This is a genomic window from Streptomyces botrytidirepellens (assembly GCF_003721215.1).
GTDB lineage: Bacteria > Actinomycetota > Actinomycetes > Streptomycetales > Streptomycetaceae > Streptomyces > Streptomyces himastatinicus.
The window spans coordinates 37,609-62,666 of the sequence record NZ_RIBZ01000172.1 but is presented as its reverse complement, the minus strand read 5'-3'; the positions used below and the strand labels follow the sequence as shown (position 1 = coordinate 62,666).

27 protein-coding genes and 1 pseudogene are annotated in these 25,058 nt (G+C 70.6%); 17 read left to right on the top strand and 11 right to left on the bottom strand.

The features are described from left to right. Positions 1-816, bottom strand: an 816-nt coding sequence (locus EEJ42_RS13350; RefSeq protein WP_246096509.1) for an AfsR/SARP family transcriptional regulator, incomplete at its 3' end; no start/stop codon positions are given. Positions 817-960: 144 nt separating this feature from the next. On the opposite strand from EEJ42_RS13350, the gene EEJ42_RS13345 reads away from it, so the two are divergent. Further along, positions 961-1,155, top strand: a complete 195-nt coding sequence (locus EEJ42_RS13345) for a hypothetical protein (RefSeq protein ID WP_123100162.1) — start codon at positions 961-963, stop codon at positions 1,153-1,155. A gap of 140 nt (positions 1,156-1,295) precedes the next feature. On the opposite strand, the pseudogene EEJ42_RS13340 reads toward EEJ42_RS13345, so the two are convergent. Then, positions 1,296-2,775: pseudogene (locus EEJ42_RS13340) on the bottom strand (cation:dicarboxylate symporter family transporter). A 164-nt stretch (positions 2,776-2,939) separates the two neighbouring features. Between EEJ42_RS13340 and EEJ42_RS13335 the strand changes: the two are divergent. The 5 genes from EEJ42_RS13335 to EEJ42_RS13315 all read left to right on the top strand — a co-directional run bounded on the left by EEJ42_RS13335 (position 2,940) and on the right by EEJ42_RS13315 (position 8,986). Next, positions 2,940-4,559 carry a sensor histidine kinase gene (locus tag EEJ42_RS13335; protein ID WP_123100167.1) on the top strand — a complete coding sequence of 540 codons (1,620 nt, stop codon included), beginning with the start codon at positions 2,940-2,942 and terminating at the stop codon, positions 4,557-4,559. 164 nt (positions 4,560-4,723) lie between these two features. Next, on the top strand, positions 4,724-5,437 hold the full coding sequence (locus EEJ42_RS13330; protein WP_123100161.1) for a response regulator: 714 nt from the start codon (positions 4,724-4,726) through the stop codon (positions 5,435-5,437). Between the two features lie 138 nt (positions 5,438-5,575). Further along, entirely contained in the window at positions 5,576-6,589 is a 1,014-nt protein-coding gene (locus tag EEJ42_RS13325) for a chitinase (protein WP_123100160.1), read from the top strand. Positions 6,590-6,722: 133 nt separating this feature from the next. Next, positions 6,723-8,090 carry an ABC transporter substrate-binding protein gene (locus EEJ42_RS13320; RefSeq protein WP_123100159.1) on the top strand — a complete coding sequence of 456 codons (1,368 nt, stop codon included), beginning with the start codon at positions 6,723-6,725 and terminating at the stop codon, positions 8,088-8,090. After that, a complete protein-coding gene (locus EEJ42_RS13315; protein WP_123100158.1) occupies positions 8,087-8,986 on the top strand; it encodes a carbohydrate ABC transporter permease in 900 nt (299 codons plus the stop codon). The genes EEJ42_RS13320 and EEJ42_RS13315 overlap by 4 nt, the downstream gene beginning before the upstream one ends. Before the next feature lie 149 nt (positions 8,987-9,135). On the opposite strand, the gene EEJ42_RS52785 is transcribed toward EEJ42_RS13315, so the two are convergent. Both EEJ42_RS52785 and EEJ42_RS13305 read right to left on the bottom strand, forming a co-directional pair. After that, positions 9,136-9,315, bottom strand: a complete 180-nt coding sequence (locus EEJ42_RS52785; RefSeq protein ID WP_123100157.1) for a hypothetical protein — start codon at positions 9,313-9,315, stop codon at positions 9,136-9,138. A gap of 56 nt (positions 9,316-9,371) precedes the next feature. After that, on the bottom strand, positions 9,372-10,079 hold the full coding sequence (locus EEJ42_RS13305; protein WP_123100156.1) for a TetR/AcrR family transcriptional regulator: 708 nt from the start codon (positions 10,077-10,079) through the stop codon (positions 9,372-9,374). A gap of 99 nt (positions 10,080-10,178) precedes the next feature. On the opposite strand from EEJ42_RS13305, the gene EEJ42_RS13300 reads away from it, so the two are divergent. Together EEJ42_RS13300 and EEJ42_RS13295 are read left to right on the top strand one after the other, a co-directional pair. Next, the gene (locus EEJ42_RS13300) at positions 10,179-11,057 is read left to right on the top strand and encodes an NAD(P)H-binding protein (RefSeq protein WP_123100155.1); all 879 of its coding nucleotides are present in this window, start codon (positions 10,179-10,181) and stop codon (positions 11,055-11,057) included. Between the two features lie 57 nt (positions 11,058-11,114). Further along, positions 11,115-11,852: a VOC family protein gene (locus EEJ42_RS13295; RefSeq protein ID WP_123100154.1), complete on the top strand. Its 738-nt coding sequence runs from the start codon at positions 11,115-11,117 to the stop codon at positions 11,850-11,852. Between the two features lie 24 nt (positions 11,853-11,876). Here the strand turns inward: EEJ42_RS13295 and EEJ42_RS13290 are convergent, their stop codons facing one another. Next, on the bottom strand, positions 11,877-12,803 hold the full coding sequence (locus EEJ42_RS13290; RefSeq protein ID WP_123100166.1) for a GNAT family N-acetyltransferase: 927 nt from the start codon (positions 12,801-12,803) through the stop codon (positions 11,877-11,879). A 128-nt stretch (positions 12,804-12,931) separates the two neighbouring features. On the opposite strand from EEJ42_RS13290, the gene EEJ42_RS13285 reads away from it, so the two are divergent. Then, positions 12,932-13,318, top strand: coding sequence for a glycosyl hydrolase (locus tag EEJ42_RS13285; protein ID WP_123100153.1), 387 nt, complete (start codon positions 12,932-12,934; stop codon positions 13,316-13,318). 222 nt (positions 13,319-13,540) lie between these two features. Further along, positions 13,541-14,707 (top strand): alkaline phosphatase PhoX, encoded by a 1,167-nt coding sequence (locus EEJ42_RS13280; RefSeq protein WP_123100152.1) that lies wholly within the window; start codon positions 13,541-13,543, stop codon positions 14,705-14,707. Positions 14,708-14,803: 96 nt separating this feature from the next. Here EEJ42_RS13280 and EEJ42_RS13275 read toward each other — a convergent pair whose 3' ends face one another. Then, positions 14,804-14,995, bottom strand: coding sequence for a DUF397 domain-containing protein (locus EEJ42_RS13275; protein ID WP_123100151.1), 192 nt, complete (start codon positions 14,993-14,995; stop codon positions 14,804-14,806). 2 nt (positions 14,996-14,997) lie between these two features. Continuing rightward, a complete protein-coding gene (locus EEJ42_RS13270) occupies positions 14,998-15,876 on the bottom strand; it encodes a helix-turn-helix domain-containing protein (RefSeq protein WP_246096500.1) in 879 nt (292 codons plus the stop codon). A gap of 167 nt (positions 15,877-16,043) precedes the next feature. On the opposite strand from EEJ42_RS13270, the gene EEJ42_RS13265 reads away from it, so the two are divergent. The 4 genes from EEJ42_RS13265 to EEJ42_RS13250 all read left to right on the top strand — a co-directional run bounded on the left by EEJ42_RS13265 (position 16,044) and on the right by EEJ42_RS13250 (position 19,427). Beyond that, complete coding sequence (locus EEJ42_RS13265; protein ID WP_123100149.1) at positions 16,044-16,460, top strand: ATP-binding protein; 417 nt, start codon at positions 16,044-16,046, stop codon at positions 16,458-16,460. Positions 16,461-16,495: 35 nt separating this feature from the next. After that, positions 16,496-17,335 carry a DUF1963 domain-containing protein gene (locus EEJ42_RS13260; protein ID WP_123100148.1) on the top strand — a complete coding sequence of 280 codons (840 nt, stop codon included), beginning with the start codon at positions 16,496-16,498 and terminating at the stop codon, positions 17,333-17,335. Between the two features lie 149 nt (positions 17,336-17,484). Further along, entirely contained in the window at positions 17,485-17,946 is a 462-nt protein-coding gene (locus EEJ42_RS13255; protein WP_123100147.1) for a hypothetical protein, read from the top strand. Between the two features lie 266 nt (positions 17,947-18,212). Further along, positions 18,213-19,427 carry a serine hydrolase domain-containing protein gene (locus EEJ42_RS13250; RefSeq protein ID WP_123100165.1) on the top strand — a complete coding sequence of 405 codons (1,215 nt, stop codon included), beginning with the start codon at positions 18,213-18,215 and terminating at the stop codon, positions 19,425-19,427. Between the two features lie 31 nt (positions 19,428-19,458). Here the strand turns inward: EEJ42_RS13250 and EEJ42_RS13245 are convergent, their stop codons facing one another. Beyond that, positions 19,459-20,046: a dihydrofolate reductase family protein gene (locus EEJ42_RS13245; RefSeq protein ID WP_123100146.1), complete on the bottom strand. Its 588-nt coding sequence runs from the start codon at positions 20,044-20,046 to the stop codon at positions 19,459-19,461. A 73-nt stretch (positions 20,047-20,119) separates the two neighbouring features. Here EEJ42_RS13245 and EEJ42_RS13240 point away from each other — a divergent pair, with 73 nt between their 5' ends. Together EEJ42_RS13240 and EEJ42_RS13235 are read left to right on the top strand one after the other, a co-directional pair. Continuing rightward, a complete protein-coding gene (locus EEJ42_RS13240) occupies positions 20,120-20,695 on the top strand; it encodes a TetR/AcrR family transcriptional regulator (RefSeq protein ID WP_123100145.1) in 576 nt (191 codons plus the stop codon). A gap of 82 nt (positions 20,696-20,777) precedes the next feature. Then, positions 20,778-21,422 carry a dihydrofolate reductase family protein gene (locus tag EEJ42_RS13235; protein WP_123100144.1) on the top strand — a complete coding sequence of 215 codons (645 nt, stop codon included), beginning with the start codon at positions 20,778-20,780 and terminating at the stop codon, positions 21,420-21,422. Positions 21,423-21,456: 34 nt separating this feature from the next. Here EEJ42_RS13235 and EEJ42_RS13230 read toward each other — a convergent pair whose 3' ends face one another. Then, positions 21,457-22,677 (bottom strand): RNA-guided endonuclease InsQ/TnpB family protein, encoded by a 1,221-nt coding sequence (locus tag EEJ42_RS13230; RefSeq protein ID WP_123100143.1) that lies wholly within the window; start codon positions 22,675-22,677, stop codon positions 21,457-21,459. 277 nt (positions 22,678-22,954) lie between these two features. Further along, positions 22,955-23,440, bottom strand: a complete 486-nt coding sequence (locus EEJ42_RS13225; protein ID WP_123100142.1) for a carboxymuconolactone decarboxylase family protein — start codon at positions 23,438-23,440, stop codon at positions 22,955-22,957. Between the two features lie 196 nt (positions 23,441-23,636). On the opposite strand from EEJ42_RS13225, the gene EEJ42_RS13220 reads away from it, so the two are divergent. Then, the gene (locus tag EEJ42_RS13220) at positions 23,637-24,542 is read left to right on the top strand and encodes an RNA polymerase sigma-70 factor (protein ID WP_123100141.1); all 906 of its coding nucleotides are present in this window, start codon (positions 23,637-23,639) and stop codon (positions 24,540-24,542) included. A 19-nt stretch (positions 24,543-24,561) separates the two neighbouring features. Here EEJ42_RS13220 and EEJ42_RS13215 read toward each other — a convergent pair whose 3' ends face one another. Beyond that, on the bottom strand, positions 24,562-25,002 hold the full coding sequence (locus tag EEJ42_RS13215; protein ID WP_123100140.1) for a nuclear transport factor 2 family protein: 441 nt from the start codon (positions 25,000-25,002) through the stop codon (positions 24,562-24,564). Between the last annotated feature and the right edge of the window lie 56 nt (positions 25,003-25,058).

Genomic DNA, 25,058 nt, shown 5'->3' with positions numbered 1-25,058 from the left:
GCCCTCGGTCCCGGCCCCCGGACCGGAACTGGGGCGGCCCTCGGGCGCGGGCCCGGCCCCCGACCCGGGCGCGGGCCCGACTCCCGCCCCCGACCCGGGCACGAGCCCGAATCCGCTGCGCGCCTCGAGCGCCTGGCGGTGGAGCCGTTGCAGCTCCTCCCCCGGTTCGATGCCCAGCTCCTCCGCGTACCGCTGCCGGGTGGCGCGGAACAGCGCGAGGGCGTCGGCCCGCCGCCCGGACCGGCACAGCGCCTCCATCAGCAGCGCCACCGAGCGCTCCCGCAGCGGGTGTTCGGCGACCAGCGCGGACAGCTGCGCGACGGCCTCGTGGTGGCGCCCGGCCCGTACGTCGAGCGCGGCGCACTCCTCCACCGCGGCCCGCCGCTCCTCCTCGAGACCGGCCCCGACGGTGTCGGACAGCCAGCCGCCCGCCACATCGGCGAGCGCGGGACCGCGCCACAACTGGAGCGCGGCGCACAGCAGTTCCGCGGCCCGGCCGTCGTTCTCGTTGCGGGCCTCGCGCACCAGGTCCCGGAACCTGTGCAGGTCGACGGCCGTGCGCGGGGTGGTGAGGCAGTAGCCCTTGGCGGAGGTGGTGAGTTCGGTGTCGGGCAGGGCGGCGAGGATGCGGCGCAGCTTGGAGATCTGGACCTGTACGGCGTTGCGCGCCGAGCCCGGCGGGTCCTCGCCCCATATGGCCATGACCAGCCGGTCGACGGAGACCACCCGGCCCGGTTCCATCAGCAGCATCGCCAGAACGGAACGCTGCTGCGCGGCGGTCGGGCCCAGCAGCTGGTCGTCCCGCCATATCCCCACGGGCCCCAAGAGGCGTAACCCGGTCCCGTCCACGCGCTGCCCCCGTCGGTACCAGAGATTCATGTGACAATCCCGCAGCCTACCCACAGGGCCAGGTCAGCGAGGCATCAGCCGTACATCAGCGGCTCGTAGGACGCTGGCGTCATGACCACGGCCGGACACACCCGCCGCAGACCCCGGATAGGCGATCTCGTCTACGACATCGAGCGCGAGACCATCGGCCGCGTCGCGTACATCGACGCCGGTGGCAACATCGCGTGGATCAAGCCCCGGAACGGCGGCCCCGAATGGACCGCGCTCCCGGAACAGCTTCGTCCGGCGGCGGACGGAGAGGGCTGACCCGCCCTTCCCTGTGCCGGTGTCCCGTGTCCTGCCACGGGGGGAGGACGCGGGACACCACTGCTCGAAACACCCCGGACGGAAACACGACCGCGGCCCTGCCCCGATTCAGGAGGGCAGGGCCGCAGGGGCGTGGGGTGTCAGGCAGGCACGTGCTCCTTGGCCGTGTCACCGTCACGCTGCTCGGGGAGCGCCTTGGTGTCGGCGCCCTCGGAGTCGTCGGCGGCCGGGCCGTGGCCGCCGCCGTTCGCCGCGAAGGCCGCGGTGTCGAACGGGAGCCGTCCGGCGAGGACCTCCTTCATCCGGTCCTTGTCGATCTCCTTGGTCCAGGTGCCGACCAGGACGGTGGCGACCGCGTTGCCCGCGAAGTTGGTGAGGGCGCGGGCCTCGCTCATGAAGCGGTCGACGCCGACGACCAGGCCGACACCGCCGACCAGGTCGGGCCGGTGCGACTGGAGACCGCCCGCGAGGGTCGCCATACCGGCGCCGGTGACACCGGCCGCGCCCTTGGAGGCGACGATCATGAACAGCAGCAGGGATATCTGCTCGCCGATCGCGAGCGGCTTGCCCATGGCGTCGGCGATGAACAGCGACGTCATGGTCAGGTAGATCGCGGTGCCGTCCAGGTTGAAGGAGTAGCCGGTCGGCACGGTGATGCCGACGACCGGGCGGCTGACGCCCGCGTGCTCCATCTTGGCGATGAGCAGCGGCAGCGCGGACTCCGAGGAGGACGTCGAGAGGATCAGCAGGAACTCCCGCGCCAGGTACTTCAGCAGCAGGAACAGGTTCACGCCCGCGACCAGCCGCAGAATCGTGCCGAGCACGACGAACACGAAGAGGATGCAGGTGACGTAGAAGCCGATCATGATGACGGCGAGCGCCTTGAGCGCGTCCAGACCGGTCTCGCCGACCACCGCGGCGATCGCGCCGAAGGCGCCCACCGGGGCCAGCCACATGACCATCGACAGCAGCTTGAAGACGAGCTGTTGTATGTGGCCTATGCCGCGCAGCACCGGCTCACCGGACTTGCCCATGGCCTGGAGGCCGAAGCCCACGAGGAGGGCGACGAACAGGGTCTGGAGCACCTGCTCCGAGGTGAACGCGGAGACCAGGGTGGTGGGGATGATGCCCAGCAGGAACTCGGACAGGCCCTCGCTCGCGCCGCTCTCGACCTGGCTCTGGCCCTCCTTCGCCACTTCCTGGCTGAAGTGCAGCCCGCTGCCCGGGTCCAGCATGTTGCCGACGATGAGGCCGACGCCGAGCGCGACGGTCGACATCACCATGAAGTAGCCGAGCGCGAGACCGCCGACCTTGCCGACCTTGGCGGCCTTCCGTACCGATCCGACGCCGAGCACGATCGTGCAGAAGATGATCGGCGAGATCAGCATCTTGATCANAGAAGATGATCGGCGAGATCAGCATCTTGATCAGGTTGACGAAGCCTTCGCCGATGGGCTTCAGCTCTACCGCCGTGTCGGGGGCGACGAAGCCCACGAGGATTCCCAGCGCCACCGCGCCGATCACAGCGAGGTAGAGGTAATGGATCTTTTCCTTCTTCTTCGCCTTCGGCCGCTCCGGTTCCGTACGTCCCGATGCGGGCGGCGTGATCTCCGCAGCCACGGTGCTGCCTCCTTCTCTACGGCCGTCCAACTGTCCCGGCGCTGTACCGTGTGCGGCTCGCACACCGCCTTGAACGGTTCCGGCGACTATGCCCCACGGCTGTGACGGGGGTCACCCTTCCGTTCATTTCGTTCACACAAAGATTCGTGTGCAGACTGATGGACATGCGCATCCCCCACCCGCGGAGCCTGGCCGGGCAGCTCTTCGCGATGCAGGTCGTGCTGGTCGCCGCCCTGGTGGCGGGATGCGCCGTCTTCGCGTACATCACCGACCGCGACCAGGCCACGGTCGCCGCGCGCAGCCAGGCCACGGCCGCCGCCGCTGCCGTCGCCGACTCCCCCTCGGTGGCCGACGCCGTACGGTCCGACGACCCCAGTGCCCGGCTCCAGCCGTATGCGGAGAAGGTGCGCCGGGACACCGGCGTCACCTTCGTGACCATCATGAACCCGCGCGGTATCCGTTGGACACACCCCGATCCGGACAGGATCGGGGAGCGCTATCTCGGCCACATCGAGCCCGCGCTGCGGGGCCGGATCTTCCCCGAGACCTACACCGGCACCCTCGGTGCCTCGGTGCGGGTGATCGCCCCGGTGCGCGACCAGCGGGCCGGGGGCCGGATCACCGCGCTGGTCAGCGCCGGGATCACGGTGGAGACCATCAGCGCCCAGGTGCGGCGCCAGCTCCTCGCGCTGCTCGCCGTCGCGGCCGGGGCGCTCGCCGCCGGGGGCCTGTGCGCGTACGTCATCAACGCCCGGCTGCGCCGCCACACCCACGGCATGAACGCCACCGAGCTGAGCCGCATGCACGACTACCACGAGGCGGCGCTGCACGCGGTGCGCGAGGGGCTGCTGATGCTGGACGGACAGCGGCGGATCGCGCTCATCAACGACGGCGGCCGGGAACTGCTCGGGCTGTCCGAGAACGCGGTCGGTGCCTACGTCTCCGAGCTGGGCCTGCCCAGCCCGCTCACCGGCGCCCTGCTGGCCGCCGAGCCGCGGGTGGACGAACTGCACCTCACCGCGGAGCGGGTCGTCGTGGTCAACACCTCCCCGGTGAGCAGCGGCGAACAGCGCGGCACGGTCGTCACGCTGCGCGACCACACCGAGCTCCAGGCGCTCTCCGGCGAGCTGGACTCGGTACGCGGCTTCGCCGAGGCGCTGCGCTCCCAGGCCCATGAGGCGGCCAACCGGCTGCACGCGGTCGTCTCGCTGATCGAGCTGGGCCGGGAGGACGAGGCTGTCGAGTTCGCGACCGCGGAACTGGAGCTGGCCCAGGCGCTCACCGACCAGGTGGTGGCGGCCGTCGCCGAACCCGTGCTGGCCGCGCTGCTGCTGGGCAAGGCGGCCCAGGCCAGCGAGCGCGGCGTCGAACTCGTCCTCACCCCCGACAGCCGCATCGACGACGGACTGCTGCCGCCCGGTCTCGCCGCCCGCGACCTGGTGACCATCGTCGGCAACCTGGTCGACAACGCGATCGACGCCGCCGCCGAGGGCGTCGGCAGCGGCGCCGCCCGCAGCGCCCGCGTCACGGTCGCCGTCCGCGCGGACGACGGCGAGCTGACCCTGCACATCGCGGACACCGGCGCGGGGCTCGACCCGGCGGCGACCGAGGACGCGTTCCGCCGCGGCTGGTCCACCAAGTCGACGGGCCGCGGGCTGGGGCTGGCCCTGGTCCAGCAGGCCGTACGGCGCAACGCGGGCACCGTGGACGTGGCCGGGGCGCCCGGCTCGGGCGCCGAGTTCACCGTCCGGCTGCCGCTCGCCACGGCGGCCCCCACCTCATGAGCACCCGGGCCGGGCGGGCACCGATGACCACGTCCGACGGATTCACAGGGCCGTAACCCTGGCCACTCTTCATTACGCTCCGTAAATTGGGCCCCCGAGCTTTTTGCCCGGCCCCCCGGCATGCCCCGCCGCACCCCGCCCTGTCCCCGAGAGGAAACCCGACCATGAGCCCGCCGCAGGCGAACTCGGCGACCCCGACCCCGGAGCCGATCCGGGTGCTCGTCGTCGAGGACGACCCCGTCGCGGCGGACGCGCACCGGATGTACGTCGAGCGCGTCCCCGGATTCGCCGTCGTCGGCACCGCGCGCACCGGCGGTGACGCCCAGCGGCTGCTGGAGCGCACCCCCACCGACCTGGTCCTGCTCGACCTCTACCTCCCCGACGGGCACGGCCTCCAGCTGGTGCGGGCGCTGCGCGCGGCCGGGCACGGGGCGGACGTCATCGCCGTCACCTCGGCCCGGGACCTCGCCGTGGTCCGGGACGGGGTCTCGCTCGGGGTCGTCCAGTACGTACTGAAGCCGTTCACCTTCTCCACCCTCCGCGACCGGCTCCAGCGGTACGCCGAGTTCCGGTCGACCGCGGGCGAGGCCAGCGGGCAGGACGAGGTGGACCGGGCGCTGGCCGCCCTGCGCGCGCCGCAGCCCGCCTCGATGCCCAAGGGGCTCACCCAGGCCACCCTCCAGGCGGTCACCGAGGCGCTGCGCGGCGCCGAGGACGGCGTCTCGGCGGCGGCGACGGCGGAGGCGGTCGGGATCTCACGGATCACCGCGCGCCGCTATCTGGAACACCTGGTGGAGGCGGGCCGCGCCGACCGTGCGCCGCATTACGGGGCGATCGGCCGCCCGGAGCTGGTCTACCGCTGGGTCAGCGAGCGCTGACCGCCTGCCTCGGCGAGCATGGGGCAACCCTGCCGGGCGATCATTAGGAAAGTTTCCTATCCGATGTCTTGTCGCGGTCATGACGGCTCGCTAGCGTTCAGCCGCACCCCTCCCCTCACCCCCAGGAGGACGTCCGTCATGCATCAGCTCCCCCGGCGCCGCCACAGACGCACCCTGGCCGCGGCCACCGGACTGGTCGCCCTGCTCACCACGGGCGCGGTCACCACCGCCCAGGCCACCCCCTCGCCCCACACCACGGCGGCCGCGGCCATCGGCCAGACCGGGCCGTACCTCTACCTCGGCTGGGGCAGTCCGCCCAAGGCCACGGACGTGATGTCGGCGACCGGCACGAGTCAGTTCACGATGGCGTTCATGCTCTCCGACGGCGGCTGCACGCCGAAGTGGGACGGCTCCCGCGCCCTCACCGGTGGCACCGACCAGTCGACCATCAACGCCATCCGCGCGGCCGGTGGCGACGTCACCGTCTCCTTCGGCGGCTGGAGCGGCAACAAGCTCGGCGAGAAGTGCTCTTCGGCCTCCGCGCTCGCCGCCGCGTACCAGAAGGTCATCGACGCGTACCGGCTCAAGGCGATCGACATCGACATCGAAGCGAGCGAGTTCGAGAACGCGACGGTCCGGCAGCGGGTGATCGACGCGCTGAAGACCGTCAAGCAGAAGAACAGCGGCCTCAAGGTCTACGTCACCTTCGGCACCACCACGACCGGGCCCGACGCCAACGGCACGGACCTGGTCAAACGCGGCGCCAAGGCCGGGCTCGACGTGGACGGCTGGGCGGTCATGCCGTTCGACTTCGGACAGGGCTCCGTCGACATGGCGGCGGCAACCAAGTCGGCCGTCGACGGCCTGAAGAACACCGTCGCGAGCGCGTACGGCCTCTCCTCGGACGCCGCCTACCGCAAGGTCGGCTTCTCCTCGATGAACGGCAAGACGGACGTCGCGGGCGAGACGGTGACCCTGGCGAACTTCAACTCCATGATCTCGTACGCCAAGAGCCACCACCTGGCCCGGGTCAGCTTCTGGTCCCTCAACCGCGACCGCAAGTGCGGCTCCGGCACGGACGCGGACGCGTGCAGCGGCATCAACCAGGGGACGTACGACTTCACCAGGGCACTCGCGGGCTACACGGGCTGAACTTCCCTCCATGGAACCCGCATTCGAGCGCCCGGCACGCCAACCACATCCCGGTTCACGGGGATTGACCTTGCGTTGAAGGCGACCTTACGGTCGGCCCGCAGGCCATAGAGGCCGGCAAGGAGGTCGTGCCGTGCGCCCCACCACCGCCCCACTGATCCTCACCGCCGCCGCCCTCGTCGCCACCGCCGGGCTCACCGCCTGCGGTGGCGGCTCGGGCAGCGATCCGGACACCGTCAAGGTCGCGTACAACCGCAGCACCGACAACAAGATCCGTTTCAAGGACAACCACCTCGCCGCGGTGAAGAAGCAGTTCGAGAAGGCGAACCCCGGCAAGAAGGTCAAGCTGCTCCCGATCCAGGCGCAGGACAACGACTACGCCACCAAGGTCCAGCAGATGATGCGGTCCCCGAAGACCGCCCCCGACCTGGTCTACGAGGACACCTTCCGGATCAACGCGGACATCAAGGCGGGCTATCTGCGGCCGCTGGACGACTACCTGGCCAAGTGGAAGAGCTGGGACCAGTTCGTCGACACGGCGAAGACGGCGGCCAAGGCGGAGGACGGCAAGACGTACGGCGTCCCGGACGGCACCGACACCCGCGGGCTGTGGTTCAACAAGGACATCTTCGCGAAGGCCGGGCTGCCCGCCGACTGGGCGCCGAAGAACTGGGACGACATCCTGGAGGCCGCCCGCGCCGTCAAGAAGAAGGTCCCCGGCGTCACCCCGCTCAACGTGTACACCGGCAAGGCCCCGGGCGAGACGTCCGTCATGCAGGGCTTCGAGATGCTGCTGTACGGGACGGGGGCGGCGGGCGACGAGCCGCTCTACAACCCGAAGACGAAGAAGTGGGTCACCGGCGGCAAGGGCTTCCGGGACTCGCTGGCGTTCCTGAAGACCGTGTACGGCGAGAAGCTCGGCCCGGACATCTCCGACGCCCTCGACCCCAACGTCGGCACCACCGTCTTCAGCGAATGGCTCCCCGAAGGCAAGCTCGCCATCGCCCTCGACGGCTCCTGGCTCGGCCAGAACTGGTTGAAGACCGGCGGCAAGCCGTGGCCCGAGTGGTCGAAGACCCTCGGCCAGGCGCCGATGCCCACCCAGCATGGCCAGGCGCCAGGCAAGGTCAGCATGTCCGGCGGCTGGACCTTGGCGATCAGCGCGAAGTCCAAGAAACCCGATCTGGCCTGGAAGTTCATCGAGCAGTTCCAGACCAAGGAGAACGCGGTCCGGTGGGACATCATCAACGCCCAGATCGCCGTCCGGAAGGACGTCGCGCAGGACCCGGAATACCTCTCCTCCATGCCCGGCATCCGCTTCTTCACCGGCCTGGTGAAGTACACCCACTACCGCCCGGCGCTCCCCGTCTACCCGCAAGTGTCCTCGGCCATCGGCGAGGCCATGGAGGCGGCGACCGCGGGTGACTCCTCGCCGGGCGGCGCCGCGAAGGCGTACGACGAGCAGTTGAAGTCCGTCACCGACGGCGCCGTGGGCGGATGACCACCGCGGCCAAGGCCCCGGTGGCGGTCTCCCCCGTACGCCGGCGCCGCCCCCTGCGCTGGCTCCCGCTCGCCCCGGCCACCGTCCTGCTGCTGCTCTTCCTCGGCGGGCCCATCGCGTACTGCTGCTACATCGCGTTCACCAACATGCAGCTGACCGGCACCTCCACCACGGAGTTCACCGGCCTCGCCAACTTCCGCCGCGCCTTCGGGGACGACGACTTCCGCAACGCGGTCGTCCTCACCCTCGTCTTCACGGTCGTCTCCTCCCTGCTCGGCCAGAACACCCTGGGCCTGGCCCTGGCCGCCCTGATGCGGCGCGCGTCCAAGCCGGTGCGCACGCTGATCGGGGCGATCGTGGTCGCGGCCTGGGTCGTCCCCGAGATCGTCGCGGGCTTCCTGCTGTACGCCTTCTTCCGCCGCGAGGGCACGCTCAACGCCCTGCTGGACGGGCTGGGCCTGCCGTCCCAGAACTGGCTGTACACCCTGCCCATCCTCGCCGTGTCGTTCGCCAACGTCTGGCGCGGTACGGCCTTCTCGATGCTCGTGTACTCCGCCGCCCTGGCGGAGATCCCCCAGGAGATCACCGAGGCGGCGGAGGTCGACGGCGCGGGCGGTCTCCGCCGCTCCTGGCACGTCACCCTGCCGATGATCCGCCGCTCCATCGGCACCAATCTGATGCTCAACACCTTGCAGACGCTGTCGGTGTTCGGCCTCATCTGGGCCATGACCCGCGGCGGCCCCGGCAACCGCAGCCAGACGCTGCCGGTGTTCATGTACGACCAGGCGTTCAACAAGTCCCTGATCGGCTACGGCACGGCGGTGGCACTGTTGTTGCTGCTGGTGGGGGCGGCGTTCTCGGTGGTGTATCTGCGACTGATGCGCGAGGAGGTCTGAGCCCGCTGTCGGTGGTGGCGGGGCCCTCCGTCCGTACGCCCGACCCGGACCCGGGGGCCGCGAGCGCGGCCCCCGCCAGCACCGCCGAGATCAGCAGGGTGCACACCGCCGCCGTGGCGGTCTTCGACGGCCTCTTCAACGGCATCGCGTCAGCCCGCCTGGTGTTCCGCGGGCATCTGCTTGTTGCCGTCGACGACCGCGCGCTGCGTGATGGCGCTGGTGAAGGTGACGGTGCCGACCTTGAACAGCCCGCGCGCGTAAGTGTCGAACAACTCCGCGAAGGCGTCGGGATCCCCGGCCCGTACCCGGGTTCGCGTATCTGTGGTCACACTCTCAACTGACCGCCGGGGCGGGTGAGTTCCGGTGACGCGCGTCACAGCGGGAATCAGCGGGCCTGGCCTGCGATCCGGTCGAGCCACTCCCGCATGAGGGCGCTTTCGGACACGGTCAGGGCGTCGGTCCGCGGCAGTGCGGCGCGGAGGGTGACGGCGGCCGCGGCGGGTCCGGGTTCGGGGGCGGCGGGGGCGTCGGTGGTGATCGCCGCGAGGACGGCTTCGCGGGCGGCGTGGGACAGCTCCGGGTCGCGGCGCTCCTCGGGCGTGGCGATGAGCGAGAGCGTCGTACCGGATCCGGCGGCGTGCACGAGGGCCGCGGCCCGGTCCTCGGGGACGCGCAGCCTGCCCGCCTCCGCGATGCGCCGGATGTGCCCGGCGAGCACGTCGAAGGCGTCGAGGGCCGCGGGCGACGACGCCCCGGGCCGCTGCTGGCCGTACATCAGCAGGTACAGCTCCGGGTTGGCCAGGCCGAGGCCGACGTGCAGATCCCATCCGGCGCGGAGGTCCGCGACCGGGTCGTCGGTGGGCTCCGCGGCGGTCTTGTCGGCCAGGTACGCCGCGAAGCCATGGGCGACGACGGCGTCGAGCAGCCCCTGCTTGTCGCCGAAGAGCCGGTAGATGGTCGGTGGCTGCACCCCGGCCGCGGCGCTCACCGCCCGGGTCGACACCGCGTCGGTCCCGCCCTCGGCCAGTAGCCGGGCGGCCGCCGCGACGATGCGCTCCCGGTGCCCGTTCGCTGCGGTGACGTCGTCGTCCATGTTTCCAACGATAACAGGATCGCGTTACCGTTTGTTCGTTTCCGGTGATACGCTCCACGCGTTATCGCTGGAAACACCCTCTGGACCGGGGAGAACCTCATGATCATCGTCACCGGAGCCAACGGCAGGCTCGGCCGGGCGATCACCGAACGGCTGCTGGAACGCGTCCCCGCCGAGGAGATCGGCGTCAGCGTGCGCGACGTGGAGAAGGCGCGCGACCTCGGCGCCCGGGGCATACGCGTCCGCCGGGGCGACTTCGCCGACCCGTCGAGCCTCGCCCACGCCTTCGAGGGCGCCTCGCAGGTCCTGATCGTCTCCACGGACACCACCGGCGAGACGGCCTTCAGCGCGCACCGCACGGCCGTTGACGCCGCAGCGGCGGCCGGAGCGGGCCGCATCGTCTACACCAGCCATATGGGCGCGCACCCTGCCTCCGCCTTCGCCCCGATGCCCGACCACGCCGCCACCGAAGCCGCGCTGCGCGCGTCCGGCATCCCCTTCACCGCGCTGCGCAACGGGTTCTACGCCTCGTCGGCCGTGATGCTGCTCGGCGCCGCGCTCGACACGGGCGAACTGATCGCACCCGAGGACGGGCCGGTCGCCTGGACCGACCACGCCGACCTCGCCGACGCGGCGGTGCTCGCCCTCACCACGGGCGGCGACGACCTCGACGGACAGACCCCCGCGCTCACCGGCCCCGAAGCGATCGACCTGGCCGGTGTCGCGGCGCTCGCCACGCGACTGACGGGCCGCCCGGTCCGCAGAGTCGTCGTCTCCGACGCCGAATACCGCGCGCACCTGCTGGGCCACGGCCTGCCGGAGGCTCGGGCCGACCTGCTCGTCGGCCTGTTCGCGGCGAGCCGCCGGGGCGACTTCGCCCCGGCCGACCCCACGCTCGCCCGCCTGCTCGGACGGCCCACGGTGACACTGGCGGACGTACTGAAGGCGAACCTCGGCCGCGCCCTGGCCAACGACTGACGTTCCGGCCCGGAAATTCAAACCCGGAGTGCACGGCATGGACATAAGATCGGCGCCATGGCGACGCGGCTTGTACAGATTGCGATGAAGGCTCAGGATGACTCCGCCCTCGGCCGGTTCTGGGCGGAGGCGCTCGGCTGGGGTATTGCCAGCGAGGAACCCGGCGTGACCAATCTGGAACCCGAAGGCGTCACCTATCCCGACCCCAGCGCCATCTACATCGACATTCTTGCCGTCCCGGACCCCAAGACGGTGAAGAACCGCGTGCACGTCGACCTCGCCACCACCTCCACGGCCCATCAGGCGGACCTGGTCACGCGCCTCCAGGCGCTCGGCGCGACGCCCGCCGACGTGGGCCAGGGCGATGTCCCGTGGACGGTCCTCGCCGACCCGGAGGGCAACGAGTTCTGCGTACTGGAGCCTCGGGAGATCTACCGGGACACCGGGCCGATGGCCGCGGTGGTGGTCGACTGCGCCGATCCGCGGGCCATGGCCCGGTTCTGGGGCGAGGCGATGGACTGGACCGTGCACAAGGTGACCGACGATCAGGCGGTGCTGCGCTCCGCCGAGGGTGTCGGCCCGTATCTCGAGTTCCTCCGCACACCCGACGAGAAGACCGGGTGGAACCGCGTCCATCTCGACCTCCGGCCGTACCCCGGTGACGATCAGGCGGCGGAAGTGGCCCGGCTGCGGGGCTTCGGCGCCACCGACCTCGACATCGGCCAGGGCGACGTGCCGTGGACGGTCCTCGCCGACCCGGAGGGCAACGAGTTCTGCGTCCTCACCCCGCTCTGACGCCGTGCGGCGGCCCGCGCGCGATCAGTCCGGGAAGACGGGCGTCCCGTCCGCCTCGGCGAGGTAGGGGCGTACGGGAGGCTCGACGCCCAGGGCGTCCCAGAGCGCGTAGGCCGCCGCGTACTTGACGTCGCCGGGGCCGGTGTCCACGAGGTAGTCCATGATCTCGGTGATGGTGACGTGGAGCGGCGGCACCGGGTCGGTGAGCCGTTCCACGGCGTACCGGACCCCGTCGACCGCCTCCTGACGTAGGCCGCCATCGTTGGCGTACGGCAGGGCGTCCGGCCCGTAGACGGTCCGGAGCCAGCCGTACGGATCGTCCCCGATCTCGACGGTCGTCTCCCCCACCGCCGGTACGACCCGGACCGTCACCCGCGCGAAACGGTGCCATCGGGCGGTGTGGCGCCGGAGCCAGTGGGAGCCCTCCGAGGGTTGGACGCGCAGGTCCCGTACGTACCAGTCGAGCCGTGTCCCGTCCCCGCCGCGCGTGTGCCCGCCGGGGGTGAACCCCGCCCGCCGGGCGACCGCGGCGGATGCGGTGTTCTCCGGCTCCACCCGGATCACCGCCTCCTCCCCACCCTCGTGTGCCGCGTATTGGGTGGCCAGGAAGACGGCGCGGGTGGCCAGGCCGCGTCCCCGCCAGGACGGGTAGAGGCCGTACGCGATGTTCACCTGGCCGGGCGCCAAGCCCTCGGCGGTGAACCGCAGGTCGATCGTCCCCGCGAGTGCCGCGTCTGCGTTTGCGCGGATGCCGAAGGCGCGGAGTGGTCCGGCCGTGTCCCACTGTTCCCGGCAGTGCCGGAAGTACGTTGCGACGCCCTGGGGTGTGCCGGGGCCACCGCTGAGCCAGCGCACCAGCGCCTCGTCCTCCCCCGCGAGGTGCGCCTCCGCGTCCTCCAGGTGCAGCGGGGACAGCGTGACGATCCCGTCGGACAGCTTCACTTCCTGCATCCGGCGATTCTTGACGCCTGCGCGGCGCCGCGCCATCGGATTCCGGGGCGGGACCGGTCCCGGCGGGCTCGCGGTACACCCGGTTTATCGCCGAATGAGCGATTCACGCAACCGGAAGGACGTCAGACATGCGCGCTCGCAAGACTCTCCTCGGAGCCCTCGCCGCGGCCGGGCTCACCGGAGCCATGCTCACCACGGTGCCCCCGGCGCAGGCCGCCGAAGGCTGCAACACCAACAACGCCCGGACGGTCGCGTCCGCCTCGACCCACTCCCGCGGCATCGAACTGCGCTACAACGGCACCTGCGCCTGGGGCCGGATCTTCGGCTCCCCCGGCGACCTGGTGTGGGTAGACCGCAGCTTCGACGGCGGCCGGACCTGGACGCAGCTCAGCGTCACCAAAATCAACACGGGCGGCAGCAACCACACCGACGCGTTCAACAACAAGGGCAACCTGATGCGGGCCTGCGGTAAGGCAAGCAACTATCCGGATGTCGCCTGCACCAGGTGGTGGTGACCTGACACCCATATGTGGCCCGTGGCATCTGCCGGAGCAGACGCCACGGGCCTTGCGCGCCCACCCTTGAGCTTGCTTCTTCACCCGACTCACCGGTTGGCCGTGAAGAGTTCGCCTACAGGGACCTGATCGGCCAGGTGCGGCGGTCCTAGGTTCTTCCCCGTGACCAGTCGGCGTCGCTCAATCAGCCATCCATCGACCTTCTTTGATGAAGGAGTAGCTGTGGAACGTCGCGTCTTCCTGCGCGGAGCAGTCATCGGAGCGTCCGCCGCCGCCTTTGGCGGCACCCTCATGCGCGGCGCCGCCTACGCGGCCCCGGCCCAGAAGGGCCCGGGCCCGTACAGTGCTCTGCTCGCCGCCGACGCCAACGGCATCGCGCTGCCCAGCGGCTTCACCAGCCGGGTGATCGCCCGGTCCGGCCAGACGGTGCCGGGCACCTCGTACGCCTGGCACAGCGCCCCCGACGGCGGCGCCTGCTTCGCCGACGGCACGGGCTGGATCTACGTCTCCAACTCGGAGATCAACCCCAGTGGCGGCGCGAGCGCCGTCACGTTCAACTCCTCGGGCACCATCACCGACGCCTACCGCGTCCTGTCCAACACCCGGCAGAACTGCGCGGGCGGCGCCACCCCGTGGAACACCTGGCTGTCCTGCGAGGAGGTGTCCCTCGGCTACGTCTACGAGACCGACCCGTGGGGCGTGAACGCCGCCGTCCGCCGCGACGCCCTGGGCAAGTTCAAGCACGAGGCGGCCGCCGCCGACCCGGTGCGCCGGGTGATCTACCTGACCGAGGACGAGACGGACGGCTGCTTCTACCGGTTCATCCCGACCACCTGGGGCAACCTGTCCTCCGGCCAACTCCAGGTGCTGGTCGCCGGCACCGCCACCTCCGGGTCGTTCAGCTGGGCGAACGTGCCCGACCCCGACGGCTCGCCCACCGCCACCCGCGACCAGGTCCCGGCCGCCAAGATCTTCAACGGCGGCGAGGGCTGCCACTACGCCAACGACACCGTCTGGTTCACCACCAAGGGCGACAACCGCGTCTGGCAGCTCAACCTGGCCAACAGCACCTACGAACTCGCCTACGACGACAGCCCGGTCAACCCTGGCCCCGCCCCGCTGACCGGCGTCGACAACGTCACCGGCTCCTCCTCCGGCGACCTGTTCATCGCCGAGGACGGCGGCAACATGGAGATCTGCGTCATCACCCCGGACGACATCGTCGCGCCGTTCCTGCGCATCTCCGGCCAGTCGGGCTCGGAGATCACCGGCCCGGCCTTCTCCCCCGACGGCAAGCGGCTGTACTTCTCCAGCCAGCGCGGTACGACGGGCAGCTCCTCGGGTGGCATCACCTACGAGGTCACCGGGCCGTTCCGCGCCACGGCCTGACCGCGACCCGGTGATGGTCGGGCGGCGCGGCCCGTGCCGCCCGACCATCACCGGCCCCATGAGCGGGGCCGGACGCCCGGCCCGGTTTCCGTTCGCTCACGCCCGGATCCGCCCGCCGACGAGGGCGTCCCGGAAGTCCGCCCAGGCGGCGGGGGCCAGGCGGAGTATCGGGCCGCCGGGGTGCTTGGAGTCGCGTATCGCCACGGCATCGGGCACGTTCGTGGCCACCTCAACGCACTCGTGCTCCGGGTCGCTGTAGCTCGACTTGCGATAGGTGAAATCAGGCATCGTCACAGTTCTCCGCTGAGGCGACTGATGAGTTCCAGGGAATCGTGCTCGTTGAGAGCCCGCCTGGCGATTCTCTCGAACAACTCATCGTGTTGCGCCGCCGCCTCCCCGCCTTCGATCCAGAGCTGGCTGAAGGGGACCTCCATGTAAACCACGTCCATGGCGCCGGGCTCGCCGAACGAGATGACGTTGAACGTGCAGTTCATCCCGTGGCTGGCCCCCGCATCGAACGGCAGCACACGCAGACTGACATTGCCCTTCTCGGCCACGGCGACCAGGTGATCCAACTGCGCGCGCATCACGTCCGCACCGCCGATGAGGTTCCGCAGCGCAGCCTCGTACATCACCGCGCGCAGCGATAGCTGCGGGGTGTCGTCGAGCCGCCGTTGGCGCGCGAGTCGTGCCTCAACGAACTGCTCGTCGTCACCGCTGTCCCCCGTGCGTGCATCCTGCCGCAGCGCACGGATGTACTCGGGTGTCTGTAGCAGCCCCGGGACGAAGGAGAGTTGCCAAGACCTGATGACCGTCGCAACGCTCTCCAGCGTCACGTACTCGTGCATAGCGCCGACGCCGGGAAACTCGTTCCACCAGCCCTTGGCCTTGCGACGCTCGCGGTCCACCCGCGCCAGCTCCAGCAGCCCGCCCACGACCGCCGGGTCGCTCACGCCGTACAACTCGCACAACGCGCGGATGTCCGGGTCCCGCACGGGCACCCAGCCGCCCTCCATCTTCGCGACCTTGGTCGTGGACCCGGTGAGGGCCTTGGCGGCGTGTGTCTGCGTCAGGCCCGCCGCCGCGCGGAGCCTCGTCAGCTCCCCGCCCAGCCTGCGTCCCAGAACGGTCGAGGTGCTGTTGCCCTGCATGGGCTGACTCGTCGTCACGCGCACAGTCTGGCCGCCTCCAACGGCCGCCGCAAACCAGATCGGGGGAATTCCTCCAAGAGGAACTTGTGTCGATCTCGCCGTCAGGGCTACCTTCCGTGACGAACCGCTCGCACAGGGGCACCAGTTGGCGGATCCGCTCCGCCCTGCCCGCACGGAGGTACGCGATGCCGATCGCACCCCAAGACCCCGTCGTCCACGAGGACCGCATCGACTACGTCCCGACGCCGATAAACGTGACCCGCGCCCGGCGGCACGCTGCACGGATGGTCGCGGAGTGGGGCCACCCCGCCCTGGCGGACGACGCCGCGCTCATCGTCTCCGAGCTGGCGGGCAACGCCGTACGGCACGGCCGCGTCGCCGGGCGACTGTTCCGCGTCTACCTCACCCTCACCAAGACCAGCCTGCGCATCGCCGTCGCCGACCCCAGGGGCGAACGCCTGCCCCAGCCCCGGCAGCCGTCGCCCGACGACAAACACGGCCGCGGCCTGCTCATCGTCCGCGCGCTCGCCACGCGTTGGGGCGTACGGGAGCGCACCGTCGGCAAGGAGATCTGGGCCGAACTCGACCTGGCCACGCCATGACCGCGGTGTCTCACCCGCCTGCTTGAATCCTGCGCATGGACCCGAACGCCACGCTCACCGCCCTGCGCGACTTCTGCGCCGAACGTCTCGGCGCGGACCTCGCGGACCGCTTCGTCCGCCTCGCCCGGCCAGGCTTCGCGCTCACCGAAGCCGAACCGGGTGAGGCCGCGGGCCACAGCCGGTTCGGTGGGCGGGCGATGCTCGAACCCAGCACGCCCTGGCCGACCTGCGACGGCCTCCCGCTGAGCCTGCTCGCCGTCCTCGACACCGACGCCCTGGCGCCTTGGCTGGACGGCGTACTCCCGGCCGGGACGGGCCTGCTCAACTTCTTCTCCCTCGACAGCGACTCCGAGGACGCCGACCCGGCCGCCATGGAGCTGTCGCTGACGTACGACTTCATGGACCCGCAGGTGGGGCGGGTGATCGCGGCCCGCTCCGCGCACGCCGTCGAGACGGCCCCGCCTGCCCGGGCGAGCGTCTTCGATCCGGTGCCGTGGGCGGCGTCGCCCGGGTTCGCCTTCCCCGACACCTATGACCCCGCCTGGAAGACCCTCGACCTGGGGCCGGACGCCGACGACATGGCCCGGGCCATGCCCGACACGTACATCCACGGCCTGTTGACCGACTGGTCGGAGCGGCCGGGCGCGCTGGACTCCGAGGACATCGCCTTCGGCCGACCCGAGTTCCCGACGGGAAGCGCCCCGATGCTGTCGAACGGCGACGACCCGAACCTCTACCACCACCTGCTCCAACTGTCCGGGCAGGGCGAGTGGTACCTCGGCGGCGACGGCGGCTGGATGCACTGGTCGATCCCCACCGAGGCGCTGCGGGCCGGAGACTTCACCCGGGCGATCCCGACCCCCGACATCTGGTGACAGCTCCCTCATAGGCCATCCACAGCCGACAGCGGAATGGCCTATACCTCCGTCACCGGCGGCTGAAAGCAGGCTTGTTGCACGTCAGCGCCCGGTTAAGCATGGTGCCTCTGATACTCAGTAGGCATTTCGAGATACAAGGGGGATATATGACTCGAAAGATTCTGAAGGCGGGCGTCGCCGGTCTGCTCGCACTCGGTGCCGTGGCGGCCACCCAGGCCACTGCCCAGGCCGACGACGGGGAGCCCAAGCTCAGCTACGTCCTCAGACAGCAGAGCGTCCAGAGCCCGTACACCGGGGTGGACATCTACTACGGCGGCGTCTACGCCGGGACGGGCATCTGGAGCCAGAACCCGGGCGGGGACATCAACGGGGACGGCAACACCGACCCCGGTGACGCCCTCATCGCCTACGACGGCGCCGGCGATGGTCTGGGCGTCGAGGCCCGCCTCGACACCGGCCGCGTGGCCTCGACTCGCGGTCACGGCGCGCCCTACTGGAGCCCCTGGAAAACCGGCAACCTGGGCGAGGACTCCAAGCACTCCATGAAGGTCTGCGTGGTCAAGGGCGACTGGGAATCCTGCCTCTCCCCGGTCACCGTCTACGCGTAGTCCCGGCGTCACCCGGGCCGGCACCAACGCCCCTCCGCTTCTCCGATGACGGGAAGCGGAGGGGCGCGCTACGACGGCTCAGCGTTCTTGGGCGCGGCGGGGGGATAACCCCCGGTGATCCGGCGGGCTGGCCGGATCCCCTTGTGATCTCCCGCGGAGAAGGATGAGCAGCATCGCCATCCGCAACCGGGCGAGAGCTGTGAGGGAGAACGACTGTGTCGGCATACAGGGCATCGAGCCGCCGGATCCTGCGTGGGGCACTCACGCTGACGTTGGTGACCGGCATCAGCGGGTTACTCGTCGGCTGCTCGGAAGCGGACTCGGGCACGACGACGGTGACGGCAGCGGCCGACGGACAGCTGGCGGAACTCGCGCAAACCGCGGCGGACACGGGCTCCTTGGGCGTGATCGTCCGGGTGGACCGGGGCCGCGGGAAGCCCGTGGAGATCGCCCGTCAGACCGCCTGGACCAAGGCCGATCACCGTCTGGCCGTGAACGACCGGTTCAGGATGGCGTCCAACACCAAGACGGTCGTCGCGACCCTCATCCTCCAGTTGGTCGCCGAGCACCGGGTCGATCTGGCCGACCCGGTGGAGCGGTGGCTGCCGGGGGTGGTCGAGGGTGGGCAGGACATCACCGTGAAGATGCTCCTCAACCACACCAGCGGACTGGGCGACTATCTGCTGACACCGGAATTCCTGCCCACCCTGACCGGGCAGGAGCGGCGCACCTGGCGGCCCGAGGAACTCCTCGCGATCACCCCTCCGCAGGATCCCCCGGCCGCTCCCGGCGAGAAGTACTCCTACAGCAACGCCAACTACGCGGCCCTCGGCCTGATCCTGGAGAAGGCCACCGGGAAGGGCCTGGCCCGCCTGATCGAGCAGAGGATCACCGGGCCGCTGGGAATGAACGACTCCTTCCTGGCCACGAACGCCGACTTCGGCTCCGGGAAGAAGCACGCCACCGGCTACGAGCCGGACTCCGCACGCCTCCGGCGCATCCTCGCCCCGACGGTGGAACTGCCCGAGGGCACCGGGTTCGCGGGGCCCGGGCGTCCGCACGACAACGTCGACACCACGGACGTCGACCCGAGCTGGGCGTGGGCGGCGGGCGGCATGGTCTCCACGGCGCGGGACTGGCAGCGGTTCCAGACGGCGTTGATGTCCGGCAAGCTGCTGCCCGAGGCGCAGATGGAGCAGATGCGGACGATGGTCACCGCGCCCGAGGAGCGCGGCGCCTACGGACTGGGCCTGATGAAGGTGGACACTCCCTGCGGCACCGTCTGGGGCCACACCGGTGGTCAGCCCGGCTACTCCGGTGAGGTCTACACCGACGGCAGCGGCCGCCGCAGTGTCGCGGTCCTGACCATCACCAACTTCGGGGTCAAGGAGGCGAAGGCCGCGACCACCAACAAGGCCCTGGTGGACACCGCGGTCTGCACCATGCTGGGCAAGCCCCTGCCCGCCACCCCGGCCGGCTGAGGCGTGGCCATGCCCTCAGCCTGAGCGCGGGTCACCGGCGGGTGGACCACGTGACCGTCACGCCGTTGTCGAACAGCTCCCGGTCGGTCACCCGGAAGACGGTGGGGTTGAACGCGCCGTGGAAGGCGGGAATTCCGGCTCCGGCGACCACCGGGTAGCTCTTGACGATCAGGCGGTCGATCTCGGGCAGCAGCGTCCCCGCGAGTCGGCCGCCGCCGCAGAGCCAGATGTCCTGGCCCTCCTCCCGCTTGAGGTCGCGGACCAGGGCGAGGGGGTCGCCGTCGACCACCGTGACGTCCGGGGCGGGCGCTGCGCCGAGGGTGGTGGAGACGACGTACTGGCGCAGGTGGGCGTACGGGCTCGCGATGCCCGCGTCCAGCGCGGGGCGGTAGGCGCCGAGGCCCATCAGGACGGTGTCGAAGCGCCGGTTGGGCGCGTCGGCGAGGCCGCAGGCGGGGCGCATGGCGGTGGGGACGGTCTCGGGGTAGCGCTCGTTCATCGACCCCATGTAGGCGGCGTGCTGCGCCTCGTCGCCCCCGGGGTAGAAGTCGTACTCCCCGTCGGGCCCGGCGATATAGCCGTCGATGCTGACGGCGACGTAGTAGACGAGTTCTCGCATACCGTGAACCACTCCACTCGTAGTACTCTGACTGAGGTGGTGTGAACGTAGTACTACAACTGGAGTGGTGTCAATGGTTCGCAGGAACGACGAGCGGAGGGCGGCCCTCGTGGACGCCGCCATCGAGGTGCTGGCCGCGGAGGGCGCGCGGGGGCTGACCTTCCGGGCGGTGGACACCGAGGCCGCCGTGCCCCCGGGGACGGCCTCCAACTACTTCGCCAACCGCGACGACCTGCTCACCCAGGCCGGGGCCCGGGTCTACGAACGGCTCCAGCCCGACGACGCGACCATCGCCCGGCAGCGGGCGAGCACCCGCGACCGGGAGGGGTACACGGCGCTGATGCGCGAGCTGGTCGGCCGGATCAGCGCCTTCCGCACCGGCTATCTGGCGCTCCTCGAACTCCGCCTGGAGGCCACCCGGCGGCCCGCCCTGCGCGCCGTCCTGACCGAACGCGTCCGCGCCGACATGGCGGCCAACGTGGCCTATCACGAGGAGTCCGGCCTGCCCGGCGACGCGACGGCGGTCCGGCTGCTGTACCTGGCGCTGAACTGGCTGATCGTCGAGCAGCTCACACTGCCGGACATGTTCTCGGAAGCCGAGCGGGACGCCCTCGTGGCGGCCGCGGTCGAGCGCATCGTCACGCCGTGACAACCAGCAGGTTCCGACCGCGGCGATGAGTTTTCCGGGGCCGGGCGGTCCAACTGTCGTCACCCCCTACAGGAGGAACCGCATGACGCAGTTGCTGAGGGTCCAGAACTTCACCGTGTCGTCGGACGGATTCGGTGCCGGTGAGCACCAGAGCCTGGAGCGGCCGTTCGGCGACGCCGATCCCGGGGAGCTGTTCACCTGGGCCGGGGCCACGGCGAGCTGGCCCATGCGCACCGACCCCGGTGGGAGCCGCGGTCTGGACGACTACTTCACGCGGGACTTCACCCGCAACATCGGCGCCGAGATCATGGGGCGCAACAAGTTCGGACCGCAGCGCGGGCCCTGGCAGGACTACGAGTGGCGCGGCTGGTGGGGTGACGAGCCCCCGTTCCACACTCCGGTGTTCGTCATGACCCACCACCCGCGTCCTTCGTTCACGCTCTCCGACACCACGTTCCACTTCGTCGACGACGCCCCGGCCACGGTGCTCGAACGGGCGCGGGAGGCGGCGCGGGGCAAGGACGTCCGGCTCGGCGGCGGGGCCACCACCATCCGCGAATTCCTCGACGCCGACCTCGTCGACACCCTGCACGTGGTGGTCTCGCCGGTGGAGCTGGGAGCCGGGTCGCGGCTCTGGGAGTCGCCCGATGAGCTGCGCGACCGGTTCCACCTGGACGTTGTGCCCAGCCCGAGCGGGGTGACGCACCACCTGTTCTGGCGGAATTGACTGCTCCCCTCCATGAAGGGAGGGGATTCCTGGCTCAGGCTGCCTCCGGGAGCAGCGCTCCCGGAGGTCTTACGCCCTCGGCACCAGCCGGGTTCAGACCTGCCCGGACAAGCATCACGCGGGCGGAGTTCTTGTCTCTGGGCGAGACCGCTCCACATGCGGTGCAGGTGTAGGTGCGTTCGGACAACGGCAGTGCGTGCTTGGTTCTCGCTCCGCACGATGCGCAGTCCATGGTCGTGTACGCAGGGTGCACCAGACGGATGTCCCGCCCGTGCTTGCGGCCCATCTCGATCAGCGCCTTCTTCGTGGCGCCGATCGCAGCGTCCGCCGCCTTGCGCGCCATCGAAGACCTGGCCAGGAACCTCGGCTTGAAGTCCTCAACCGCGATGGCGTCATGGTCGGTCACGGCCTTCTTCGCCCATTTGCGGTCGGTGTCCTGGCGCTGCCGGGCGATCTTCGCGTAGACCTTCGCGCGCCACTTCTTCGCCTCGCGGTAGCCCTTGGAGGCGGCCTGCCCCTTCTTCGGTCTGCGGCGGGCCACCATCCGGTCATACCGACTCAGCTGGGCCTGCGCCTTGCGGCCGTGCTGCGCGTGCGGGAGATCGTGAGCGTCTGAGGTGGTGGTGGCAGTCTCCTTCACGCCCCAGTCCACGCCGAGCACCCGGCCGGTCTCCGGCAACGGCCGCACCTGGGCGGGGACCACGAACGAGCCATACCAGTGCCCGACGCTGTCCTGGTACACGCGCACCGAGGACGGTTGGGCGGGCAGGTCCCGTGACCACACCACCGTCAGTACGATCCCGCCCGCCAGGTGCAGGCGGCCGTCCTTCAGCTGGAATCCGCGCCGGGTGTAGTTCAACGTCGGCAAGGCGTCGCGCTTCTTCTTCCAGCGCGGCATACCGGCCCGCTGCCGCTGAGGCAGACGTTCCCGAATGTCCTTGTGCGCCTTGGCACGGGACCTGCCGAAATCCCGGATCACCTGCTGCTGCGGAACACTCGCTCCCTCCCGCAGCCACGGCACACGCCCCCGCGCCTCGGTCAGCATCTTGTCCAACTGCGCCGGACCACACGTGCGTTTCTCGCCCGTGGCCTCGTTGTGCAGGTAAGTGGCCTTGGACTTGGCAACACACTCGTTCCAGATCCACCGGCAGCGAGCCCACTCCGCCAGCAGCGCCACACCGGCGGTCGACGACATGCGAAGCCGGTACGTGTACCGGGCATGCCCGGCCTTGCCTGATTCACTTGGCGTCGTCATGCCATCAACGTAGCGTCATCGTTCGTTTCTCACGCCGCATCCCGGCAGACCTACCCGAACGGGTGACCGACCAAGCCGCTGCGGACCGGCGGTCCTTCAACTCCAAGATCCTGCACCTCCTGGAGGCCGCCCTCACCACTCCCTGGGTGCACGCCGGATCGCCCAGCGGCGATCCGGCTTCTCCTGCTCCCGCTACGCGGGAAACCGGATTCCTCCCCGGCCTGAAGACCGCGGCCTCCTCCGGGAACCCTGGTGAAGCGAAGGGCCTACGCGTCCATCAGTTGACCGCGGCGGCGAACATGCCGGGCTCGTACCCCCCTCCGCGCTGGTGGACGATCACGGCGAGCCGGTTGGCCGCGTTGATCAGGGCGACCAGCGAGACCAGGGCGGCGATCTGGTCGTCGTCGTAGTGCTTGCGCACCCGGTCCCAGGTCTCGTCGGACACGCCGGGGTGGGCGTCGGCGAGCCGGGTGCCCTCTTCGGCGAGCGCCAGCGCGGCCTGCTCGGCCTCGGTGAAGACGGTGGCCTCGCGCCACGCGGCGACCAGGCCCAGCCGGACCGCGGTCTCTCCTGCGGCCGCGGCCTCCTTGGTGTGCATGTCGATGCACCAGCCGCAGCCGTTGATCTGGCTGGCGCGCAGCGACACCAGCTCCTGCGTGGACTTCGGCAGCGACGACTGGTGGATCAGCAGCCCGGCGCCTGCGAACCGCTTGGCGAACCTGGCGCCGAACTCGTTCTCGAACAGGTTGAACCGTGCGTCCATGACGGTGTCCTCTCGTGTGCGTCTCTCGTGCGTCTCTCGTGGTGGTGCACTGGACGAACACGAGATGCCGACGGCCCGCTCCCTGTGACACCTCGGGCCGTGTGACGTACGCCACCGGCCGGAGGTGTCACGGAACCGCCGCGACCGGCGTCTTGTGCGCGTGGCATCGTCGAGAGCGAGCAGGCAGGAGCAGCCGGTGAAGAGTGAGCAGCACTCCCAGGACACGGACACGGCCACCGAGGCGTTCGTCGCCCATCGGAATCTGCTGTTCACGGTCGCCTACGAGATGCTCGGCTCGGCCGCCGACGCGGAGGACGTCCTCCAGGAGACCTGGCTGCGGTGGGCGGGCGTCGATCTCGGCGAGGTGCGGGACCAGCGCGCGTACCTGGTCCGGATCACCACGCGCCAGGCGCTGAGCCGCCTGCGGACGCTCGGCCGCCGCAAGGAGTCCTACGTCGGCCCCTGGCTGCCCGAGCCACTGCTGACCGCCCCGGACGTGGCCGAGGACATCGAGCTGGCCGAAAGCGTCTCGATGGCGATGCTGCTGGTGCTGGAGACGCTGACGCCGACCGAGCGGGCGGTGTTCGTGCTGCGCGAGGTGTTCGACCTCGGGTACGACGAGATCGCCGACGCCGTCGACAAGAGCCCGGCCGCGGTCCGCCAGATCGCACACCGGGCACGGGCCCACGTCGCGGCGCGCCGCCCGCGCGGGGCCGTGTCCCCGGCCGAGACCCGCGACGCGCTCGACGCGTTCCAGCGGGCGGCCGACACGGGCGATCTCCAGAGCCTGCTCGACATCCTCGCGCCCGATGTCGTCTTCCTGGGCGACGGCGGCGGAATCAAGCAGGCCGTCCCGCGGCCCATCGTGGGCGCCGACAAGGTGGGCCGCCTGCTGGCCGCCGGTCTGGGCAGGATGTCCGAGGTCGGATCGCTGCGCCCCGCCCAGGTCAACGGCCACCCGGCGCTGATCCTCCAGCAGGACGACGCGGTCGACACCGTCCTTGCGCTGCGCATCGACAACGGCCTGATCACCGGCCTGTACGCCGTGCGCAACCCGGAGAAGCTGTCCCACATGCGGCGGGAAACCGCCCTGCGCCGCTGAGCCCGGAGCCCGCCCGCCACTAGCTGCCGTCGGGGGTGCAGGCGTCGGCGACGGAGAGGCTGTTCTCGTAGACGTGGTGCCGGGTGATCAGGCCGTCGTGCACGGACAGCCGGAGCGCGAAGGGGCCCGAGAAGGTCTTCCCGGTGGCCCGTACCGTTCCCGAGAGGTGTCCCGTCAGCACGGCCTCGCTGCCCTCGACCACGATCGTGTCGATCGAGAACCCGCCCCGGCCCGGGACCGTGTGCGCGGCGAGGTCGATCCAGTGGCCCGCGACATCGGCGCGGGTGGAGCGGGGGCGGATCCAGGGCACGCGGGGGTTCTCGGCCACCATCCAGTCGACCTGCTCCGCGTAGACGGCGGCGATGCGGTCCGGGTCTCCTTCCGCGGCGCGGCGGAGGTAGTCCTCGACGACGGCCCGGGTGCGGTCGGTGGTGCTCGTGGTGCTCGGGGTGTTCGTCATGGCGGGGTTGTCCCTTCCGGGGATCGGTGCGGTGATGACCGTGATCCTCCGGCAGG

What these genes read in the sequence shown, in the direction of transcription:
- EEJ42_RS13345 (WP_123100162.1), top strand. Translation starts at nt 961, where the DNA reads ATGACCACGGCCGGACACACCCGCCGCAGACCCCGGATAGGCGATCTC.
- EEJ42_RS13335 (WP_123100167.1), top strand. Translation starts at nt 2,940, where the DNA reads ATGCGCATCCCCCACCCGCGGAGCCTGGCCGGGCAGCTCTTCGCGATG.
- EEJ42_RS13330 (WP_123100161.1), top strand. Translation starts at nt 4,724, where the DNA reads ATGAGCCCGCCGCAGGCGAACTCGGCGACCCCGACCCCGGAGCCGATC.
- EEJ42_RS13325 (WP_123100160.1), top strand. Translation starts at nt 5,576, where the DNA reads ATGCATCAGCTCCCCCGGCGCCGCCACAGACGCACCCTGGCCGCGGCC.
- EEJ42_RS13315 (WP_123100158.1), top strand. Translation starts at nt 8,087, where the DNA reads ATGACCACCGCGGCCAAGGCCCCGGTGGCGGTCTCCCCCGTACGCCGG.
- EEJ42_RS13305 (WP_123100156.1), bottom strand. Translation starts at nt 10,079, where the DNA reads ATGGACGACGACGTCACCGCAGCGAACGGGCACCGGGAGCGCATCGTC.
- EEJ42_RS13300 (WP_123100155.1), top strand. Translation starts at nt 10,179, where the DNA reads ATGATCATCGTCACCGGAGCCAACGGCAGGCTCGGCCGGGCGATCACC.
- EEJ42_RS13295 (WP_123100154.1), top strand. Translation starts at nt 11,115, where the DNA reads ATGGCGACGCGGCTTGTACAGATTGCGATGAAGGCTCAGGATGACTCC.
- EEJ42_RS13290 (WP_123100166.1), bottom strand. Translation starts at nt 12,803, where the DNA reads ATGCAGGAAGTGAAGCTGTCCGACGGGATCGTCACGCTGTCCCCGCTG.
- EEJ42_RS13285 (WP_123100153.1), top strand. Translation starts at nt 12,932, where the DNA reads ATGCGCGCTCGCAAGACTCTCCTCGGAGCCCTCGCCGCGGCCGGGCTC.
- EEJ42_RS13275 (WP_123100151.1), bottom strand. Translation starts at nt 14,995, where the DNA reads ATGCCTGATTTCACCTATCGCAAGTCGAGCTACAGCGACCCGGAGCAC.
- EEJ42_RS13265 (WP_123100149.1), top strand. Translation starts at nt 16,044, where the DNA reads ATGCCGATCGCACCCCAAGACCCCGTCGTCCACGAGGACCGCATCGAC.
- EEJ42_RS13260 (WP_123100148.1), top strand. Translation starts at nt 16,496, where the DNA reads ATGGACCCGAACGCCACGCTCACCGCCCTGCGCGACTTCTGCGCCGAA.
- EEJ42_RS13255 (WP_123100147.1), top strand. Translation starts at nt 17,485, where the DNA reads ATGACTCGAAAGATTCTGAAGGCGGGCGTCGCCGGTCTGCTCGCACTC.
- EEJ42_RS13245 (WP_123100146.1), bottom strand. Translation starts at nt 20,046, where the DNA reads ATGCGAGAACTCGTCTACTACGTCGCCGTCAGCATCGACGGCTATATC.
- EEJ42_RS13240 (WP_123100145.1), top strand. Translation starts at nt 20,120, where the DNA reads ATGGTTCGCAGGAACGACGAGCGGAGGGCGGCCCTCGTGGACGCCGCC.
- EEJ42_RS13235 (WP_123100144.1), top strand. Translation starts at nt 20,778, where the DNA reads ATGACGCAGTTGCTGAGGGTCCAGAACTTCACCGTGTCGTCGGACGGA.
- EEJ42_RS13230 (WP_123100143.1), bottom strand. Translation starts at nt 22,677, where the DNA reads ATGACGACGCCAAGTGAATCAGGCAAGGCCGGGCATGCCCGGTACACG.
- EEJ42_RS13225 (WP_123100142.1), bottom strand. Translation starts at nt 23,440, where the DNA reads ATGGACGCACGGTTCAACCTGTTCGAGAACGAGTTCGGCGCCAGGTTC.
- EEJ42_RS13215 (WP_123100140.1), bottom strand. Translation starts at nt 25,002, where the DNA reads ATGACGAACACCCCGAGCACCACGAGCACCACCGACCGCACCCGGGCC.